This window comes from Rhodanobacter glycinis (assembly GCF_900114325.1).
Lineage (GTDB): Bacteria > Pseudomonadota > Gammaproteobacteria > Xanthomonadales > Rhodanobacteraceae > Rhodanobacter_A > Rhodanobacter_A glycinis.
The window spans coordinates 54,898-72,838 of record NZ_FOSR01000005.1 but is presented as its reverse complement, the minus strand read 5'-3'; the positions used below and the strand labels follow the sequence as shown (position 1 = coordinate 72,838).

Here is a 17,941-nt window from a genome sequence, read left to right as displayed (position 1 = left end):
GTTGCGCGCCGATGGCACAAGCCAGGACATGTTCAGACGTAGCGCGTCGGATCGACAAGGCCCGCTTCACTGAAGCCCTGCGCGCGCAAGCGGCAGGCATCGCAATGACCGCAGGCACGGCCTTGCGCGTCGGCCTGGTAGCAACTCACGGTCTGCGCGAAGTCGACGCCAAGCCGCGCGCCTTCGCGTGCGATGTCGGCCTTGCTCATCGCCATCAGCGGTGCACGGATACGGATACCCGCACCTTCCACGCCGGCCTTGGTGGCGAGGTTGGCGAGCTTTTCGAAGGCCTCGATGAAGGCCGGCCGGCAGTCGGGATAACCGGAATAATCCACGGCGTTGACGCCGCACCAGATCTCGGCTGAACCCAGCACTTCGGCCCAGCCCAGCGCGATGGACAACATGATGGTGTTGCGCGCCGGCACATAGGTCACCGGAATCTCGCTCTGGCCGGCGGCATCCAGCGGCACGTCGATGTCGGCGGTAAGCGCCGAGCCGCCGATGCTGCGCAGGTCCACCTGCACCACCTTGTGCTCGACCGCGCCCAGCAGGTGCGCGACGCGCTCGGAGGCTTCCAGCTCGGAACTGTGGCGTTGGCCATAGGCCACGCTGAGCGCGTGCACCTGATAGCCCTGTTCGCGCGCAATGGCGATGACGACGGCCGAGTCCATGCCGCCGGAGACGAGCACGACGGCCTTGCGAGGCGTGGTTTCAGACATGATTTTGCATCCACTTGCAGTACGGCCGGTCACCGGCCGGGAAAGCGCATGCGGCGACACAGGCCGCAGCGCGTCAGGCTCCCTCCCCTGCTCGCAGGGGAGGGTTGGGGAGGGGTGCTTTCCGGTCGGGAAAAGCTTTACCCCCTCCCGACCTCCCCCTGCAAGCAGGGGGAGGAGAAGAACATCAATGCCCCGCCGCGTCATCCCACAGCAGCTTGTGCAACTGCAACTGGAAGCGCACGGGCAGCTTGTCTTCGATGATCCATTCGGCCAGCTCGCGCGGTTGCACTTTGCCCCAGACCGGCGAGAACAGCACCATGCAGCGACGATCCAGCGCGTGTTCGGCAACGACGCCGCGCGCCCACTCGTAGTCGGCGCGGCTGGCAATCACCACCTTCACCTGGTCGTGCGGCAGCAGGTGCTCAAGGTTCGACCACAGGTTGCGCGCGCTTTCGCCGGAATCGGGGGCCTTCAGGTCCATCACCTTGTGCACGCGCGGGTCGACGGCGGAAACATCCAGCGCGCCGGAGGTTTCCAGCGACACCCGGTAGCCCGCGTCGCACAGGCGCTGCAGCAGGATCAGGCAGCGTTTCTGCGCCAATGGCTCGCCGCCGGTGACGCAGACACGCGGCGCACCGTGCGAAGCCACTTCGACGAGGATGTCGTCGATATCGCGCCAGCCACCGCCATGGAAGGCATATTCGGTATCGCACCACACACAACGCAACGGGCAACCGGTAAGGCGCACGAACACGGTGCGCCAGCCGATCGCATCGGCCTCGCCCTGGATCGAGTGGAAGATCTCGGTGATGCGCAGGCGTTCGCCCACGGCGGATGTCGGCGCCTCGGGCGCCATGGTTTCACTGCTACCGACCATGACCGACCCTCAATGCGCCTGGTCGAGGCGACGCAGGCGTTCCTGGGCCAGGCTGGCGGCCTTGGTGCCCGGGTATTTGGCGACGACCGATTTCAGCGTGGCCTCGGCCGCGGCATGCTGCTTGAGCTCAAGCTGGGTATAGCCGAGCTTGAGCCGCGCATCGGGCGCCTTTTCGCTGTCCGGGAATTGCGCCAGCAGGTGCTGGAACGCTTCCAGTGCCACCGGATAGTTCTGGGTGACGTAGTACGACTCGCCCAGCCAGTAGAAGGCATTCGGGGTCAGCGAGGTATCCGGGTATTTCTGGATGTAATCGCGGAAACCGCGCGAAGCGGCCACGTAGTCGCCGCCACGCAACGATTTGAATGCGGCGCCGTAGGCGGCCTGCATGGTGGCGTTGGCGGGCGTGGGTGCGGGCGTACCTTGGCTGGCCGCGGAAGCGCTGCCCGCCGCGGGCGGCGGGCTGGCAGTAGCCGCGGCAGCGGCTCCTCCGGTCGACGCAGCATGGGCGGGTTGGCCCGCCGGGTTTGGCGAGGCGCTCGCATGCTCAAGACGCCCGATGCGGGAGTCCAGATCCACGTATTGCGCCTTGCCCTTATCCTGGAGATCCTGCAACTGATGCTGCAGTTCCTCGATCTGGCCTTGCATCTGCTGCATCTGCGATTGCATCTGCTGCAGGCGATTGACCAGGCTGGTGCCGCTCTGGTCGCGATTCTGCGCCTGCTGCTCAAGCCGGGCGACCCGGTCGGCGAGGCTCAGCGGCGAGTTCTGTGCATGGAGCGGCCCGACAAACAGCACGGCGGACGCTATCGCGCCCGCCGTGCCGATCCTGGCCATGAAACGTTTAGCCAGTATTTGCTTCATTACTCAGCCGTGTAGACGATCTCGACGCGACGGTTCTTGCTCCAGCAATCCTCGTTGTGCTCGCGGCACACGGGCTTTTCCTTGCCGTAGCTGATCACGTTGATCTGGCTGGACGACGCGCCATTGGCTTCCAGGGCGCTGCCCACGGCATTGCCGCGACGCTCGCCGAGGCCCAAGTTGTACTCGCGGGTGCCACGCTCGTCGGTGTTGCCTTCAAGGCGCATGCGAGCGGTCGGGCGATCCTGCAGGTACTTGGCGTGGCACGCCATGATCTGCTGGAATTCCGGCTTGATCTCGGACTTGTCGAAATCGAAATACACGACGCGCTGACGCAGGCAGGCATCGGTATTGAGATCGGCAGGGGTGTACTTGCCATTGCTCTGGGGAGCCGGAGCCTGGGCAGTCTGCTCGGGAGCAGGTGCTTGCGGCTTGACTTCCTGCTTCTTGGCACATGCGGCCGCGCCAACGCAAAGCAGGGCGACCAGAGCGACGCGAACGGTCTTATTCATGGTGACGTTCCTTCAAACGGGTTTGAGATCCGACAGTCGATGACGATTGCGGTTACGGGACAACCATCGCCGGTGGTCCGGCTGTTGTTTTATTTTGACACCTTTAACTGTGCAGATCGCGCGATGTCTTGCCACAACCTGCACGACCGGCCACGACGAAACCGCCGTGGCCCGACAACCGGGGACGCTTTGAACGGCCTCGGGCCCCTCCTTAGGTCACCCGGCGACAGCTTGCAACCGCTGTCACCGAGCCTGATTCAATGCGTCCGGTATGGTCCCCAGGCCGGTTCGCGCACGTCGCCATCGGAAAGCACGAGACGCTGCCTGACCATGCCGTCGTCCGAAACGGCGTAGAGCACACCATGATTGCCTTCGCTGGAGGCATACAGCAGCATGCTTGCATTCGGCGCGAAACTCGGTGATTCGTCCAGCGGACCAGGCGAGATGTAGCGGATCTGGCCGCCCAGACTCTGGTCCATTATCGCAATACGATACACGTTCCCGTTGGCCTGCACCATGGCGATCTGCTTGCCGTCGTAGCTGACATCGCAATCGTAGTTGCTCTGGCCCTGGAAGGTGACCCGGGTGGGCGTGCCACCGGTCGCCGGCATCTTGTAGATCTGCGGCCGGCCGGAACGGTCGGAGGTGAAGTAGATGCTCTGGCCGTCCGGCGACCACACCGGCTCGGTGTCGATCGCAAGATTATGGGTCAGGCGGGTTTCCTGGTGGTTGGCCAGGTTCATCACGAAGATCTCGGGATTGCCCACGTAGGAAAGCGACATGGCCAGTTTGGTGCCATCCGGCGACCACGCCGGCGCGCCATTGATGCCCTTGGCGCGGCCGGATACCAGGGTGCGTGCACCGGTGGTGATGTCCTGCACGTAGATCGCCGAATTGCCGCTTTCGAAGGACACGTAGGCGATCTTGTTGCCGTCGGGCGACCAGCGCGGGGTCAGCAGCGCTTCGTGCGAGCGGGCCACCACCTGGGGGTTGTAGCCATCCGAATCGGCCACGATCAGCGAATAGGTCGTGTGATTGCCCAGCCCGACTGCCGTGATGTAGGCGATGCGCGTCCAGAAGGCGCCGCGCACGCCGGTGATCTTCTGGTAGATCTGGTCGGCGATCTGGTGCGCCACGCTGCGCAGGTCACCCACCGGAGCCGGCGGCATCTGCTGGTGCAGCAGGCTTTGCTGCTTGTTCACGTCCCACAGTTCGTACTCGACCTGCACCTTGCCGTCGCCGGCATTGGTGATGCGGCCGACCACGATGTAGTCCTGCTTGAGCAGGCGCCAGGTGGCGAACTTGATCTCCGAGCCCTGCGTCGGCTGCTCGACGATCTCGCTCTTGGCCAGCGAGCGGAACTTGCCGGAGCGGTTGAAATCGTTGCGCATCACGTCGGCCACATCGGTCGGCAACGCGGCGCCGGCGGGCTGTGCGAACGGCACCACCACGATCGGCGTGGCGGTCTTCAGGCCGCCGACGATATCGACATTGAGCGACTGCGCTGCCGCAGGACCCGCAAGAAGCGCCGCCACCGCCATCAGGACGAAGGCAAATAGTGAACTGGGTTTATGCATGGGCTTGATTATTGCGGCATGAAAGTGAGGGTTATGTCGCGACGGAAAACACTTTCGAAGCCCTTGTAGGGCAGCGTCTTGGTGCGCAACACGGCATTTTCGATCGATCGCCTGCCCACGTCGTCATACGGGCAACTGGAATCGACAGTAGCACTCATCACCTCGCCCCCCGGTAACTGCACGATATGAACCTTGCACGGAACATTGGGCATGTTATCCGGACGTAACCAGTTCGGGGTGACTGCGTTCTGAATCGCCGCACCGTACTGGTCCAGCAGCGCGGTGTGATCGCTGTTGGTGCCGCTCTGCCGCTGGGCGGCGTTCGGCAGGTCCGCCTGGCCGTTGTCCTTGGCGTTCTTGAGGTCCGCCAGCTGCTGCTTGGCCTGGCGCGCCTTGCTGTCCAGCTGATGGGTCTGGCGCGAGGCGGCATCCATCTTGGCGAACAGTTCGTCCACCTTCTTCAGCTCGGCCTTGCGCTTGGCCGCCTGGGCGTCCAGCTCGGCTTGGCGCTGGCGCTCCTTCTGCTGCTGCACGCGCTGCTCTTCGGCCTTCTGCAGGCCCTGCTCGACCACGCGCTCCTGGTCCTTCACGTCCGGATGCTCGGGCGGCGGCGGCAAGGTCTTGATCTTGGGTGCGGGCGTCGGCGGCGGGGTCGGCGGCTTCACCGTGGGCGGTGGCGGCACGGTATGCGGGATCGGCTTGGCCTTGCTGGCCTTCGGCGGCGGGCTGCCGGTCGGCCCCATCAGCGTGGCCTCGATCACCGGGCCCTGCAGCTCCAGCGGCCGGGAACAGGTGATCGGGTTCATCCAGCGCGGCAGGTGCAGGGCATCGAAGAAACTTTCATAACTGGCACACGGCAGCATCGCGAGGAACAGGAACCCCACGATGCCCAGATGCAGGACGGTGGAGACCACCACCGCCATCGGAGTCGAACTACGGTCGCGCATTCGGCTTGCCCGACTCCGGCGTGCTCATCAGGCCGACCTTGGACACGCCGGCCTGCTGCAGGTCGGTCAAGGCCTGGTAGACCCCGTTGTATTTGCCGGACTGGTCACCGGCCACCAGTACGCTGATGTCCGGGTTCTGCTTCACGATGGCGCCGATCTCGACCTTGAGCTGGTCGGCCGTGACCGGCTCCTTGTCGTCCTTGCCCTTGCGCAGGAAGAAATTGCCGTCGTGATCGACTTCCACGATCACCGGCTCGTCCTTGGTGTGCAGGGCCTTGGCGTCGGCCTGCGGCAGGTTGACGTCGACGCTGGCGTTGATCATCGGCGTGGTGACCATGAAGATGATCAGCAGCACCAGCATCACGTCGATATACGGCACGACGTTGATCTCGGACTTCAGCTTGTAGCGCTTGTGGCGCCGCGATGTTCGCGGGGTACGCATGGTGGTCGTCCCCGCTCAGGCCGCGTCGTCGGACTGGATCTGCCGCTGCAGCACGGAGGAGAACTCCTCCTGGAACACGTCGTAACGCGAAGCCACGCGCTCCACCTTGTTGGCGTAGCGGTTGTAGGCCCACTGCGCGGGAATGGCGGCGAACAGGCCCATGGCGGTGGCGATCAGCGCCTCGGAGATGTGCGGCGCGACCACGGCAATGGTCACGCTCTTGATCTCGCCCAGGCCCTGGAACGCGCCCATGATGCCCCACACCGTGCCGAACAGGCCCACGTAGGGGCTGATCGAACCGACGTTGGCGAGGAATTCCAGGTTGCGTTCCAGCAGGCCGACCTCGCGGGTCACAGTGACCTGCATCGCCCGCTCGGCGCCCTCGATCACCAGTCGCGAATCGGGGGTGCGGCGCTGGCGCTGGCGCGCGAACTCGCGGAAACCGGACTCGAAGATGTTCTCCATGCCGCCGTTGTCGGCGCCGCGGTTGCTCACCTCGCGGAACAGCTGGGCCAGGTCGGCGCCCGACCAGAAACGCTCCTCGAACGACTCGGCATTCTCCATCGCCGCCTTCATCTGCGAGTACTTGCGCACGATGATGACCCACGACATGAAGGAGAACACCAGCAATACCAGCAGCACCAGCTTTACCGGCCAGCTCGAATCCGCGATCAACGCGAAAATGTTCAATCCACTGTTCATTGCCTGAGGGTGCTCCGCCGCAAGAAAAAATTGAGGGCCCGAAAGAAACTCGGAAAACCGTTCTAGTGATCGAGCCCGGGGATCGCATCGGCCGGAATGCGTACCGGCTGCATGCGCCGAACATCCACGCATGCCACCCGCACTTGCGCGCGAAGCAGCGGCGTACCGTCGGCCCGAAAGATCGTCTGGGCGAACAGGATACTGGCAGCGCGCCGTTCTTTGACCTCCACCGTCACCTGCAGTTCATCGTCCAGCAGGGCAGCGCGCAGGAAGTCCAGCTGCATCTCGCGCACCATGAAGGCTAGTCCGGTAGCCTCTTTCAGCGCCATCTGGTTCACGCCCAAGGCGCGCAGCCACTCGCTGCGGGCCCGCTCCAGGAAGCACAGGTAGCTGGCGTGATAGACCACGCCGCCGGCATCGGTATCTTCCCAGTAGACCCGCACGGGCCAGGTGAAAGGCGTTTCGGAGGCGGCGGTGGACATGGCGAAACCGGTAAAGATGAGGAGTGAGAAGTGAGAAGTGAGAAGTGAGGCTACGACGTGAGGGTCTTTCTCTCACTCCTCACTCCTCTCCACTCACTCCTTGGATTCAAACAAATCGGCGGGTTGCGGCTGGCGCGGCGGTGGGGTCAATCCCAGATGGCGCCAGGCCTTGGCGCTGGCCATGCGGCCCCGCGCGGTACGGACCAGGAAGCCCTGCTGGATCAGGTACGGCTCGACCACGTCTTCCAGCGTACCGCGATCCTCGCTGAGCGCGGCGGCCAGCGACTCCACGCCGACCGGGCCGCCGTCGAAATTCTCGATGATGATGGCCAGCAGGCGGCGATCCAGCTCGTCGAAACCCTCGGCGTCCACTTTCAACATGCCCATGGCCGCCCGCGCGGCTTCCAGCGTGATGCGGCCGTCGGCGCGCACTTCGGCGTAATCACGGACCCGACGCAACAGGCGGTTGGCGATGCGCGGCGTACCACGCGAGCGACGGGCGATTTCCTGGGCGCCTTCCGCCGCGCAATCGATGCCGAGGATACGCGCCGAGCGGCGCACGATCGCGGCCAGTTCGTCAGTCGAATAGAACTCCAGCCGCTGCACGATGCCGAAACGGTCGCGCAGCGGCGCGGTGAGCAGGCCGGCACGGGTGGTCGCGCCGATCAGGGTGAACGGCGGCAAGTCCAGCTTGATCGAGCGCGCGGCCGGGCCCTCGCCGATCATGATGTCGATCTGGAAATCCTCCATCGCCGGATAGAGCACCTCCTCGACCACTGGCGACAGGCGGTGGATCTCGTCCACGAACAGCACGTCGTGCGGTTCCAGGTTGGTCAGCAACGCGGCCAGATCGCCGGCGCGCTCCAGCACTGGGCCGGAAGTGGAGCGCACGCTGACGCCCAGTTCATTGGCAATGACGTGGCTGAGCGTGGTCTTGCCCAGTCCGGGTGGCCCGAAGATCAACACGTGATCGAGCGCCCCGCCGCGTTTCTTCGCCGCCTCGATATAGATCGACAGCTGCTCGCGTACGGCCTGCTGGCCCAGGTATTCGGCCAGCCGCTTCGGACGGATGGATGCTTCCAGCGCCTCGTCGTCGAGCTGGGTGTCCGGCGTGATGATGCGGTGGTCGGTCATGGCGCCATTATGAGGCCATGAGCGAGGAGTGAGGGAAGAGAAGTGAGGAGTGAGAGAACGCGAAAGCCTGGCCAGGTGCAAGCTTTTCTCTCACTTCTCACTCCTCTCCACTCACTTCTCAGATCTCAACCTGCGCGCCCAACTCGATCAGCCGGTTGCCGGGGATCTGGAAGAAGGCCGTCGCCGGCAGCGCGTTGCGCGCCATGAACACGAACAGCTTGTCGCGCCACAGCGCCATGCCCGGGCGCCGCTTGTCGGCAACGACAGTCTCGCGCGACAGGAAGAACGTGGTATCCATCATGTCGAACGGCAACCCGGCCCGCGCGCATTGCGACAGCGACAGCGGCACGTTCGGGTCCTCGGCAAAGCCGAAGCGCAGCTCCAGACGGTAGAACTCGCCACCCAGCGACTCGACCCGCAGATGTTCCGTGGCGTCGGCCATCGGCGTATCCAGCACTTCCACCGTCAGCAGCACATTGCGCTCGTGCAACACCTTGTTGTGCTTGAGATTGTGCAGCAAGGAATGGGGCACCGACGCCTGGTTGGCAGTAAGGAACACGGCCGTGCCCGGCACGCGCAGCGGCGGGTGCTCGCTGATGTTCTCGATGAACGGCGCCAGTGCCAGTCCACCCTGCCGGATTCCGCGCACCACCAGTTCGCGCCCCCTGCGCCAGGTGGTCATCAGCACGAACACACCCAGTCCCAGCACCAGCGGGAACCAGCCGCCGTGGTCGATCTTGATCAGGTTGGCGCCGAAGAACGACAGGTCGATCGTCAGCAGCACCGCCCCCACCAGCACGACCACGACGCCGTTCCAGTGCCACTGGCGGCGTGCCACCACCAGGGCCAGCAGGGTGGTGATCGCCATCGTGCCGGTCACCGCAATGCCATACGCCGCGCTGAGGCTGTCCGAACTGCGGAAGCCGACCACCGCCAGCAGCACCATGACCAGCAGGAAACTGTTGACCCAGGGCACGAATACCTGGCCAGACATTTCGCGCGAGGTATGCACCACCGGCATACGCATCGAATAACCCAGCGACATCGCTTCTCGCGTCATCGAGAACGCACCGGAAATCACCGCCTGCGAGGCGATCACCGCCGCCGCCGTGGCCAGCCCGATCATCGGGTACAACAACGCGTGCGGCACGATCTTGAAGAACGGATTGTCCACCGCCGCCGGATGTTCCAGCAGCATGGCGCCCTGGCCGAAATAGTTGAGCACCAGCGCCGGCAGCACGAAGCCGAACCACGCCAGCCGGATCGGCCGTTTCCCGAAATGGCCCATGTCGGCATACAACGCCTCGGCGCCGGTCAACGCCAGCACCACGCCACCCAGCGAAATGAAGGCCTGCAATCCATGCGTGTGGAAAAAGCGCACCCCGTACCAGGGATCCAGCGCCCACAGTACTTCCGGGTTGCGCACGATCATGCGCACGCCGAATACGGCGATCGCCACGAACCAGAGCACCATCACCGGGCCGAATATCCGGCCGACCCGCGCCGTACCGTAACGCTGCATCGCGAACAGCAGCAGCAATACCACGACCGTCACCGGCACCACCCAGTGCGCCATGCCCGGAGCTGCCACCTTCACGCCTTCGACAGCGCCAAGCGTGGTGATCGCCGGCGTGATCACGCCGTCACCGTAGAACAATGCCGCGCCGAAGATGCCCAGCGTCAGCAGCACCCAGCGCAGGCGCGGCTGCTCGCGTACGCAGCGCTGCGCCAGCGCCATCAGCGCCATGATGCCGCCTTCGCCCTTGTTGTCGGCGCGCATGATGAACACCATGTATTTCAGCGACACCACGATGATCTGTGCCCAGAAGATCAGCGACAGCACACCGAAGATGCTCGCCGGCGTTGGCCGCATGCCGTCGTGGCTCAACGTGGTCTGCAAGGTGTAGAGCGGGCTGGTGCCGATATCGCCGTAAACCACGCCGATCGCGCCCAAAGCGAGCGCGGCAAGACGCGGATGCGACTGGCTGGCGGACTTGTCGAGAGTGGACATGGGGGCGGGCTTGGCGGGACGCGTGAAAAAGCGGGGAGTGAGTGAAGAGGAGTGAGAAGTGAGAGAAGGCGGTAAATCCCGCAGGCTTTCTCTCACTCCTCACTCCTCTTACCTCACTTCTGGACTTCTAGATTTCCACCTGCGCACCCAGCTCGATCAGCCGGTTGCCTGGAATCTGGAAGAAAGCCGTGGCGGGCAAAGCATTACGCGACAGGAAGGCGAACAGCTTGTCGCGCCACAGCGCCATGCCGGGGCGCCGCGCATCGGCCACGATATTCTCGCGCGACAGGAAGAAGGTGGTGTCCATCATGTCGAACGGCAGCCCGCCGCGCGCGCATTGCGACAGCGCCAAGGGCACGTTCGGGTCCTCGGCGAAGCCGAAGCGCAACTCCAGGCCGTAGAACTCGCCACCCAGATCCTCGATCTTGATGCGCTCCTCCGAATCGGCCACCGGCGTTTCCAGTACTTCCACCGTCAACAGCACGTTACGCTCGTGCAACACCTTGTTGTGCTTGAGGTTGTGCAGCAATGCGTGCGGCACCGCCTCCTGGTTGGCGGTGAGAAACACCGCCGTGCCCGGCACGCGCAGTGGCGGATGCTCGCTGATGTTCTCGATGAACGGCGCCAACGCCAAACCGCCCTGCTTGATCTCGCGCACCACCAGCTCGCGGCCGCGACGCCAGGTGGTCATCATCACGAACATCGCCACGCCCAGTACCAGCGGGAACCAGCCGCCATCGGGAATCTTCAGCGTATTGGCGCCAAAGTAACTGAGGTCGATGGTCAGCAGCACGATCGCGGTCAGGATCACCACCGCACGGTTCCAGTGCCACATGCGCCGCGCCACGATCATGGTCAGCGTGGTATCGATCGCCATCGTGCCGGTCACCGCGATGCCATAGGCGCCGGCCAGCGCGTTGGACGAACCGAAGAAGATGACAGTAAGGATCACCGTGATCATCAGCGAACGGTTCACCCACGGCAGGAAGATCTGCCCGATCGCCTCGCGCGAGGTGTGCACCACCTGCATGCGCGGCACGAAACCCAGCTGGATCGCCTGCCGCGTCACCGTGAACGCGCCGGAGATCACCGCCTGCGAAGCGATCACCGTGGCCAGCGTGGCCAGCGCGATCATCGGGTACAGAGCCCAGCCCGGCACCGCGTGATAGAACGGATTGGCGATCGCCTCGGGATGCGCCAGCAGCAGCCCGCCCTGCCCGTAGTAATTGAGCAGCAAGGCCGGCATCACGAAGCCGAACCACGCGGCACGGATCGGGAAACGGCCGAAATGGCCCATGTCGGTGTACAGCGCCTCGGCGCCGGTGACGCACAGCACTACCGAACCCAGCGCGAGGATCGAGGTGCGGCCGTGGGTCATGAAGAACTCCACCGCGTACCACGGGTTCAGCGCCCGCAACACGCCCGGCGCCTGGAAGATGTTCCACACGCCGATCGCACCGAGGCTCAAGAACCACAACACCATCACCGGGCCGAACAGCGCGCCCACCTTGGCGGTGCCATGGCGCTGCAGCCAGAACAATCCCAGCAGCACGGCCACCGTGACCGGCACCACCAGATGCTCCATCTGTGGCGCAGCCACCTTCACGCCTTCCACCGCCGACAGCACCGAAATGGATGGGGTAATCACGCCATCGCCAATGAACAGCGCCGCGCCCAGCACCGCCATCAGCACCACCAGCCGGCGCATGTGCACGGAACTGCCGCTGGCGCGCTGGGCCAGGGCCATCAAGGCCATGATGCCGCCCTCGCCCTTGTTGTCGGCGCGCATCACCAGGCTGACGTACTTCACCGCCACCACCATGATCAGCGACCAGGTGACCAGCGACAGAATGCCCAGCACCGTGCTCGGATACGGATGCAGGCCGTGCTCGGGCAGGAAGGTTTCGTGCATGGTGTACAGCGGGCTGGTGCCGATGTCGCCGAACACCACGCCGACCGCGCCGAGAATCAATGCCTTCTTGCTGCCGTGCAGGACGTCGCCATCACTGGCGGCCTGCGCCGGCTGGTCCGTCTTTGCCTGTTCGCTCATGGGTATCCCGTGGCTCAGGTGCCGAGTGCGGCACGCAATGCCTTGCGAATGATGGTTTCGGCGCTGTCGCCATCGGCGGCGACCTTCTGCACCAAGCGGGTGACCTCGACCGGCTTGTAGCCGAGTTGCTGCAATGCCACGGTGGCTTCGCCGGCGGCGTCCAGTGGTGCGCCGCCGGGCATGCCGGAAGCGCCAGGCAGGCTCGTGGCCATGCCCTCCACGCGATCACGCAATTCCACCACGATGCGTTCGGCGGTCTTCTTGCCGATCCCGGGGATCTTGGTCAGCGCGACCACGTCGCCGGCCTGCACCAGTCGCGCGAAATGCTCGGTGGACACGCCGGACAACACCGCCAGCGCGATCTTCGCGCCGATGCCCGAGACCTTCAGCAGATTGCGGAACAACACGCGCTCGCCCTCGCGCAGGAAGCCGTACAGCGCCACGCTGTCTTCCTTCACCGCGTGATGGGTAAGCAGGATCACTTCCTGGCCAATACCCGGCAGGTCGTAGATGGTGGACATCGGCGCTTCCACTTCGTAGCCGACGCCGCCCACCTCCACCAGCAAGGCCGGTGGCTGCTTCGACAGCAGCGTACCGCGCAGCCGGCCGATCATCGGCCACGCCTCCAGGCCGTGCGCGGAATGCCCACGCGGCCCAGGCTGGCGCGCGTATGCGCGTGCGTCACCGCGATCGCGAGCGCGTCGGCAGCGTCGGCCTGCAACGGGCCTTTCAGGCCGAGCAGCACGCCGATCATGTGTTGCACCTGGCTTTTGTCGCCACGACCACTGCCCACCACCGCCTGCTTCACTTCCGTCGCTGCGTATTCGTGCACCACGATCCCCTGGCTGACCACCGCGCAGATCGCGGCCCCGCGTGCCTGCCCCAGTTTCAGGGCCGAATCGGCATTGCGCGCCATGAAAACGCGCTCGATGCCGCACTCGTCCGGCCGATGGGCGCCGATGATGTCACTCAGTTCGTCAAAAATGCGTTTCAGGCGCAGCGGAAAGCTGGCTTCGCCAGCCACGACCAGCGCCGTATGGAAGACATGCGACAGCTTGCCGCGCTCGTCGACGTCGAGGATGCCCACCCCGGTGCGCTGGCTGCCGGGATCGATGCCGATGATGCGTGCGGCCCGGGGTATGGACACGGCGGGCGCGATGGGAGACGACATCTTCATGGTCCAGTCGGATGCGTGACGGGAAACGGGGCCGTGCAGCCACCTTTTCCGTCCCGGCATCCTAGACCCGAAGTCCCGTGCGTGCCTGCATCACGTCAGCAAGGCGTTGTGGTAGACCTCGCTGACATCGTCCAGCGCGTCGAGCTTCTCGAGCAGCGTGGCCAATGTTTCCTGCGCATCCTCGGGTACGGCCACGCGGTTGTTCGGACGCATGCTCACGCCGGCGTGTTCGGATTCCAGCCCCGCCGCGGACAGCGCCTGCTGCACCGTCTCGAAATCTTCCGGCGCGCACAGCACCGTGCTTTCGCCATGTTCGTTGACGACGTCGTCGGCACCGGCCTCCAAGGCTGCTTCCAGCACCTTCTCCTCGGCCGCCTCGTCGCCGCGGGTGGCGAATACCAGCTCGCCACAACGGGTGAACTGGAACGCCACCGAGCCGGAGGTGCCGAGATTGCCGCCATGCCGGGTCAGCGCGTGGCGCACGTCGGCCACGGTGCGGGTGGGGTTGTCGGTGAAGCAGTCGATGATCAGCGCGATACCGGCCGGGCCGTAGCCCTCGTAGCGCAGTTCCTGCATGTCGGCGCCGCCATCGGCACCGGAGCCGCGCTTGATCGCGCGCTCGATGGTGTCCTTGGTCATGTTGGCGGCCAGGGCCTTGTCCATGGCCGCGCGCAGGCGCGGATTGCCGGCCGGATCGGCCACGCCGGAGCGGGTCGCGACGGTGATCTCGCGGATCAGCTTGGTGAACACCTTGGCGCGCTTGGCGTCTTCGGCATTCTTGCGGCCTTCGATGGACGGGCCTCTACCCATGGGAATTCCTGCGGCTGGCTATGGGACAAGCCGGCGATTTTACTTCAATCCGGGCCCGCAACGGCAAACCGGGCTCAGATCGAGCCCGGGTGCTCGAATCCGCCGCTGTGCAGGAATCGCGTCACCTGCCGCGCCACGTCCTGCGAGAACAACAGGCCGGTATGGCTGGTATCCATCACGCAGTGGTCGGTCAACCCGGGCAAGCGGGTCTCCTCCACCGCCACGGTGCCGTCATGCTGGCCTTCCACCTGGCCCAGCATGGCGCCCAGCCCGAGCGGTGTGCAGCCGGCGATCACGCCCAGTTCGCGCGGATCGTCCCAGCGTTCGAAGCCATGCTCCAGCAACTCGCGATTGTTCCCCAGCAACACCTCGCCACCCCGCCCGAGCCCGGCAAAACGGCGCGCGGCGGCACTGCCCTTGAGCGGCGAGCCCAGGCAGACGATGCGCCCCGGCGGCAGTTCATCGGCATGTTCGGCACAGACGCGCAGCGCCAGCAGGCCGCCCAGGCTGTGACCGACCAGGTGCACCGCATGGCCGCCGTCGGCCAGCTCGACCATCTGCTCCTGCAGGCGCTGCAGGATGCGCTCCTGCTGCGCCGCCACGCTGAGGTAATCAAAGCGATGCACGCGGAAATCGGCCTCGATCAACCGCCGATGCAGCATCGACAGCGCGAAACCGCGCATCCACAAGCCATGCAGCAGGATGATGTGGTCGGTCATGGGAAAGGGTCAGGAAGAAGCCGGCGACATCACCATAGTCTCATTCCGATGAATGATCGGAATGAGACCCGCTTCCTCAATGCTCCGGCGTTTCCCCGGCCACGCGCACATGCAGCTCCTTGAGTTGTGCGTTGCCTACCGGCGAAGGCGCATCGGTCATCAGGTCCTGCGCGCTGGTGGTCTTGGGGAAGGCGATCACGTCGCGGATCGACTCGGTACCCGCCATCAGCGCGGCGATGCGATCGATGCCGAAGGCCAGGCCACCATGCGGCGGCGCGCCGAACTTCAGCGCCTTCAGCAGGAAGCCGAACTTCGCCTCGGCTTCTTCCGCGCCGATGCCGAGCAATTCGAACACCGCGCTCTGCATCTCCGGACGATGGATACGGATCGAGCCGCCGCCGATCTCGTTGCCGTTGAGCACCATGTCGTAGCCGCGGCTGACCGCGGTGGCGGCATGGGTCTTCAGGTCGGCGATATCGTCGATCTTCGGCGCGGTGAACGGATGATGCAGGGCGACGTAGCGCTGCTCTTCCTCGTCGTACTCGAACATCGGGAAGTCAGTGACCCACAGCGGCTTCCAGCCGTCTTCGACCAGGCCACGATCCTTGGCCACCTTCAGGCGCAACGCGCCCATGAAATCGGTGACTGCCTTCCACTTGCCGGCGCCGATGAACACGATGTCGCCGGACTGCGCGGCGGTCGCCTTCAGCACGGCATCCAGCGCCGTATCGTCGAGGAACTTCGCCACCGGCGAGCTGACGCCTTCGCGGCCCTTGGCCAGATCGTCCACCTTGATCCAGGCCAGGCCCTTGGCGCCGTAACGGGCGACGTATTCGGTCAGCCCGTCGATCTCCTTGCGGCTCAACGTGGCTGCACCCGGCACGCGCAAGGCGGCGACGCGACCGGCCGGATCGTTGGCCGGCTCGGCGAACACCTTGAATTCGACCTGCTTCAGCGCATCGGCCACATCGACCAGCTCCAGCGCAATGCGCAGGTCCGGCTTGTCCGAGCCGAAGCGACGCATCGCCTCAGCCCAGGTCATGCGCGGGAAGGCGGGATCCAGCTCGACGCCCTGCACTTCCTTGAACACGTGGCGGATCAATGCCTCCACGAAGTCCTGCACGTCCTTTTCCTCGACGAAGGCGAACTCCAGGTCGAGCTGGGTGAATTCGGGCTGGCGGTCGGCGCGCAAGTCCTCGTCGCGGAAGCAGCGCGCGATCTGGTAGTAGCGATCGAAACCGGCCATCATCAGGATCTGCTTGAACAGCTGCGGCGACTGCGGCAACGCATAGAACTGGCCGGCATGCACGCGGCTGGGCACCAGGTAGTCGCGCGCGCCTTCCGGCGTGGCCTTGGTCAGGATCGGCGTCTCGATATCCTGGAAACCGCGCTCGTCCAGATAACGGCGCAAGCTGCGCACCAACGCCGTGCGCTTGCGCATCATCGCCTGCATTTCCGGGCGACGCAGGTCGAGGTAGCGGTAGGTCATCCGCATGTCTTCGTTCGGATTCTCGTGCAGCGCGAACGGCAGGTCCTTCGCGGCATTGAGGATCTCGACCTTGTCGGCGACCAGCTCGACCGTGCCGGTCTTCAGCTTGTCGTTGACCGAAAGCCGCTTGCGCAACGTGCCGGTGACGCGCACGCAATACTCGTAGCCCAGCTCGCCGGCCACGGCGAAGGCATCGGCGTTGTCGCGCTCCACCACCACCTGTGCCAGGCCTTCGTGGTCGCGCAGGTCGACGAAGGCCACGTGGGCCTGCAGGCGGATCTTGTTGACCCAGCCGCACAGGATGACGGTCTGGCCGATAAGCGTCTCGTCGATGAGACCGCAGTAATGCGTGCGCATGCGCTTGGAACTCCGGGCCGTGGCCCTCGGGAAACGGGAGGAAAGACCTGCAATCTTAGCACCCCGCGCCCCAGCCCAGCGCCCCGCCCGGCGCGTTCGCCCGAGCCGGCATCACCAATGCCGATAGCCACCACGTGCTTCGCGGAACTGGCCGCGGCAGCCCTTCTTCACCCACACGGAATAGCGGTCGCTGCCCCAGGTCTGACCCTCGATGCACGGCGCATCGGACATCTGCCTCGACAACTCGGCATGGCGCCATGGTACCTGGCAGCGCGCGCCGCGACTGTCGTTGCTGGCGCAGTACACCTCACGATCGTCGCCTCGACGATGGTCGCCGCCCGGCCAGCCAAAGGCGCGAGCGTCACGAAAATTGCCGCGACAGCCGCCTTTCACCCAGACGCTGTACGGGTCGCGCCCCCAGGTTTCGCCTTCGACACACGCCGCATGCGACATCTGTTGCGCCAGCACCGAATCGCGCCACGGCATCTGGCAACGCGTTCCACGGTTGTCGTTGCTGGCGCAGTACACCTCGCGCCCACCGCCCCCACGCTCCGCCCGGCCCTGCGCGTGTGCAAAACCGCCAAAGACCGCAAACATCGTCAGCCACGCGACGACGGCAACGACAGGGGCACGGACAGGCTTCATGCGGACCTCGGACATGGACGTACACCGCCACGATAACCACACGACACCCCAGCGGTACACCCTGCCCGACGCCTGATCAGGGCAGTGTTCAGCTTGTACCGTCACTTCGTGGTGGCAGAACCTGATGAGGTCGTCGGCGCAGGCGCGGGCGCGGCAGAAGGCGCAGGGGCAGCAGAAGGCGCGGGAGCGGCAGTGGACTGGCCGGCATCACCCGCCAGGTTGTGCTTCTTGTCGCCGGCCTTCTTGAAGTCGGTTTCATACCAGCCGCTGCCGGCCAGGCGGAACGAGGGCGCGCTGACCAGCCGATGCACCTGCGGCGCCCCGCACGTGGGGCAGGCTGCCGGGTCCGGATCGGACAATTTCTGCAGGCGGTCGAAGTGATGGCCGCACTGGGTGCACTCAAATTCGTAGATGGGCATTCGATCTCTCCGGG

General features: G+C 65.1%; 19 protein-coding genes. All 19 read right to left on the bottom strand.

Features of this window, described 5'->3' with window-relative positions:
- Window positions 1–32: 32 nt before the first annotated feature.
- The 19 genes from queC to BMY90_RS07110 all read right to left on the bottom strand — a co-directional run bounded on the left by queC (window position 33) and on the right by BMY90_RS07110 (window position 17,927).
- A complete protein-coding gene (gene queC, locus BMY90_RS07200; protein ID WP_092702833.1) occupies window positions 33–719 on the bottom strand; it encodes a 7-cyano-7-deazaguanine synthase QueC in 687 nt (228 codons plus the stop codon).
- 184 nt (window positions 720–903) lie between these two features.
- Window positions 904–1,575, bottom strand: coding sequence for a 7-carboxy-7-deazaguanine synthase QueE (gene queE, locus BMY90_RS07195; protein ID WP_092703049.1), 672 nt, complete (start codon window positions 1,573–1,575; stop codon window positions 904–906).
- 30 nt (window positions 1,576–1,605) lie between these two features.
- Window positions 1,606–2,430: a tol-pal system protein YbgF gene (gene ybgF / locus BMY90_RS07190; RefSeq protein ID WP_245734970.1), complete on the bottom strand. Its 825-nt coding sequence runs from the start codon at window positions 2,428–2,430 to the stop codon at window positions 1,606–1,608.
- A 26-nt stretch (window positions 2,431–2,456) separates the two neighbouring features.
- Complete coding sequence (gene pal / locus BMY90_RS07185) at window positions 2,457–2,966, bottom strand: peptidoglycan-associated lipoprotein Pal (protein ID WP_008211303.1); 510 nt, start codon at window positions 2,964–2,966, stop codon at window positions 2,457–2,459.
- Between the two features lie 257 nt (window positions 2,967–3,223).
- The gene (gene tolB, locus BMY90_RS07180) at window positions 3,224–4,543 is read right to left on the bottom strand and encodes a Tol-Pal system beta propeller repeat protein TolB (protein WP_037099727.1); all 1,320 of its coding nucleotides are present in this window, start codon (window positions 4,541–4,543) and stop codon (window positions 3,224–3,226) included.
- A gap of 8 nt (window positions 4,544–4,551) precedes the next feature.
- Window positions 4,552–5,490, bottom strand: a complete 939-nt coding sequence (gene tolA, locus BMY90_RS07175; protein ID WP_092702829.1) for a cell envelope integrity protein TolA — start codon at window positions 5,488–5,490, stop codon at window positions 4,552–4,554.
- A complete protein-coding gene (gene tolR / locus BMY90_RS07170; protein WP_092702827.1) occupies window positions 5,477–5,932 on the bottom strand; it encodes a protein TolR in 456 nt (151 codons plus the stop codon). The genes tolA and tolR overlap by 14 nt, the downstream gene beginning before the upstream one ends.
- A gap of 15 nt (window positions 5,933–5,947) precedes the next feature.
- Window positions 5,948–6,634, bottom strand: coding sequence for a protein TolQ (gene tolQ, locus BMY90_RS07165; RefSeq protein WP_008211294.1), 687 nt, complete (start codon window positions 6,632–6,634; stop codon window positions 5,948–5,950).
- Between the two features lie 62 nt (window positions 6,635–6,696).
- The gene (ybgC, locus tag BMY90_RS07160) at window positions 6,697–7,116 is read right to left on the bottom strand and encodes a tol-pal system-associated acyl-CoA thioesterase (RefSeq protein WP_092702825.1); all 420 of its coding nucleotides are present in this window, start codon (window positions 7,114–7,116) and stop codon (window positions 6,697–6,699) included.
- Between the two features lie 93 nt (window positions 7,117–7,209).
- Window positions 7,210–8,250 carry a Holliday junction branch migration DNA helicase RuvB gene (gene ruvB, locus BMY90_RS07155; protein WP_092702823.1) on the bottom strand — a complete coding sequence of 347 codons (1,041 nt, stop codon included), beginning with the start codon at window positions 8,248–8,250 and terminating at the stop codon, window positions 7,210–7,212.
- A gap of 118 nt (window positions 8,251–8,368) precedes the next feature.
- Window positions 8,369–10,261: a potassium transporter Kup gene (locus BMY90_RS07150; protein WP_092702821.1), complete on the bottom strand. Its 1,893-nt coding sequence runs from the start codon at window positions 10,259–10,261 to the stop codon at window positions 8,369–8,371.
- A 127-nt stretch (window positions 10,262–10,388) separates the two neighbouring features.
- Window positions 10,389–12,311 (bottom strand): potassium transporter Kup, encoded by a 1,923-nt coding sequence (locus BMY90_RS07145; RefSeq protein WP_092702819.1) that lies wholly within the window; start codon window positions 12,309–12,311, stop codon window positions 10,389–10,391.
- Window positions 12,312–12,325: 14 nt separating this feature from the next.
- Window positions 12,326–12,925, bottom strand: a complete 600-nt coding sequence (ruvA, locus tag BMY90_RS07140; protein ID WP_092702817.1) for a Holliday junction branch migration protein RuvA — start codon at window positions 12,923–12,925, stop codon at window positions 12,326–12,328.
- Window positions 12,922–13,482: a crossover junction endodeoxyribonuclease RuvC gene (ruvC, locus tag BMY90_RS07135; protein WP_092703047.1), complete on the bottom strand. Its 561-nt coding sequence runs from the start codon at window positions 13,480–13,482 to the stop codon at window positions 12,922–12,924. The genes ruvA and ruvC overlap by 4 nt, the downstream gene beginning before the upstream one ends.
- Window positions 13,483–13,578: 96 nt before the next feature.
- On the bottom strand, window positions 13,579–14,298 hold the full coding sequence (locus BMY90_RS07130) for a YebC/PmpR family DNA-binding transcriptional regulator (protein WP_008211015.1): 720 nt from the start codon (window positions 14,296–14,298) through the stop codon (window positions 13,579–13,581).
- Between the two features lie 74 nt (window positions 14,299–14,372).
- Entirely contained in the window at window positions 14,373–15,017 is a 645-nt protein-coding gene (locus BMY90_RS07125; RefSeq protein WP_008211014.1) for an alpha/beta fold hydrolase, read from the bottom strand.
- Between the two features lie 76 nt (window positions 15,018–15,093).
- The gene (aspS, locus tag BMY90_RS07120; protein ID WP_092702815.1) at window positions 15,094–16,863 is read right to left on the bottom strand and encodes an aspartate--tRNA ligase; all 1,770 of its coding nucleotides are present in this window, start codon (window positions 16,861–16,863) and stop codon (window positions 15,094–15,096) included.
- Window positions 16,864–16,974: 111 nt separating this feature from the next.
- Window positions 16,975–17,508: a DUF3011 domain-containing protein gene (locus tag BMY90_RS07115; protein WP_175481519.1), complete on the bottom strand. Its 534-nt coding sequence runs from the start codon at window positions 17,506–17,508 to the stop codon at window positions 16,975–16,977.
- A gap of 101 nt (window positions 17,509–17,609) precedes the next feature.
- Window positions 17,610–17,927: an FmdB family zinc ribbon protein gene (locus tag BMY90_RS07110; protein WP_008211010.1), complete on the bottom strand. Its 318-nt coding sequence runs from the start codon at window positions 17,925–17,927 to the stop codon at window positions 17,610–17,612.
- Between the last annotated feature and the right edge of the window lie 14 nt (window positions 17,928–17,941).

Bases quoted from the DNA above. Each gene is read 5' to 3' on its own strand.
- BMY90_RS07130 (WP_008211015.1), bottom strand. From the start codon at position 14,298: ATGGGTAGAGGCCCGTCCATCGAAGGCCGCAAGAATGCCGAAGACGCC.
- BMY90_RS07125 (WP_008211014.1), bottom strand. From the start codon at position 15,017: ATGACCGACCACATCATCCTGCTGCATGGCTTGTGGATGCGCGGTTTC.
- BMY90_RS07110 (WP_008211010.1), bottom strand. From the start codon at position 17,927: ATGCCCATCTACGAATTTGAGTGCACCCAGTGCGGCCATCACTTCGAC.
- tolR (WP_092702827.1), bottom strand. From the start codon at position 5,932: ATGCGTACCCCGCGAACATCGCGGCGCCACAAGCGCTACAAGCTGAAG.
- BMY90_RS07145 (WP_092702819.1), bottom strand. From the start codon at position 12,311: ATGAGCGAACAGGCAAAGACGGACCAGCCGGCGCAGGCCGCCAGTGAT.
- tolB (WP_037099727.1), bottom strand. From the start codon at position 4,543: ATGCATAAACCCAGTTCACTATTTGCCTTCGTCCTGATGGCGGTGGCG.
- BMY90_RS07150 (WP_092702821.1), bottom strand. From the start codon at position 10,261: ATGTCCACTCTCGACAAGTCCGCCAGCCAGTCGCATCCGCGTCTTGCC.
- tolA (WP_092702829.1), bottom strand. From the start codon at position 5,490: ATGCGCGACCGTAGTTCGACTCCGATGGCGGTGGTGGTCTCCACCGTC.
- queE (WP_092703049.1), bottom strand. From the start codon at position 1,575: ATGGCGCCCGAGGCGCCGACATCCGCCGTGGGCGAACGCCTGCGCATC.
- ybgF (WP_245734970.1), bottom strand. From the start codon at position 2,430: ATGGCCAGGATCGGCACGGCGGGCGCGATAGCGTCCGCCGTGCTGTTT.
- BMY90_RS07115 (WP_175481519.1), bottom strand. From the start codon at position 17,508: ATGAAGCCTGTCCGTGCCCCTGTCGTTGCCGTCGTCGCGTGGCTGACG.
- tolQ (WP_008211294.1), bottom strand. From the start codon at position 6,634: ATGAACAGTGGATTGAACATTTTCGCGTTGATCGCGGATTCGAGCTGG.
- ruvC (WP_092703047.1), bottom strand. From the start codon at position 13,482: ATGTCGTCTCCCATCGCGCCCGCCGTGTCCATACCCCGGGCCGCACGC.
- queC (WP_092702833.1), bottom strand. From the start codon at position 719: ATGTCTGAAACCACGCCTCGCAAGGCCGTCGTGCTCGTCTCCGGCGGC.
- ruvB (WP_092702823.1), bottom strand. From the start codon at position 8,250: ATGACCGACCACCGCATCATCACGCCGGACACCCAGCTCGACGACGAG.
- ruvA (WP_092702817.1), bottom strand. From the start codon at position 12,925: ATGATCGGCCGGCTGCGCGGTACGCTGCTGTCGAAGCAGCCACCGGCC.
- ybgC (WP_092702825.1), bottom strand. From the start codon at position 7,116: ATGTCCACCGCCGCCTCCGAAACGCCTTTCACCTGGCCCGTGCGGGTC.
- pal (WP_008211303.1), bottom strand. From the start codon at position 2,966: ATGAATAAGACCGTTCGCGTCGCTCTGGTCGCCCTGCTTTGCGTTGGC.
- aspS (WP_092702815.1), bottom strand. From the start codon at position 16,863: ATGCGCACGCATTACTGCGGTCTCATCGACGAGACGCTTATCGGCCAG.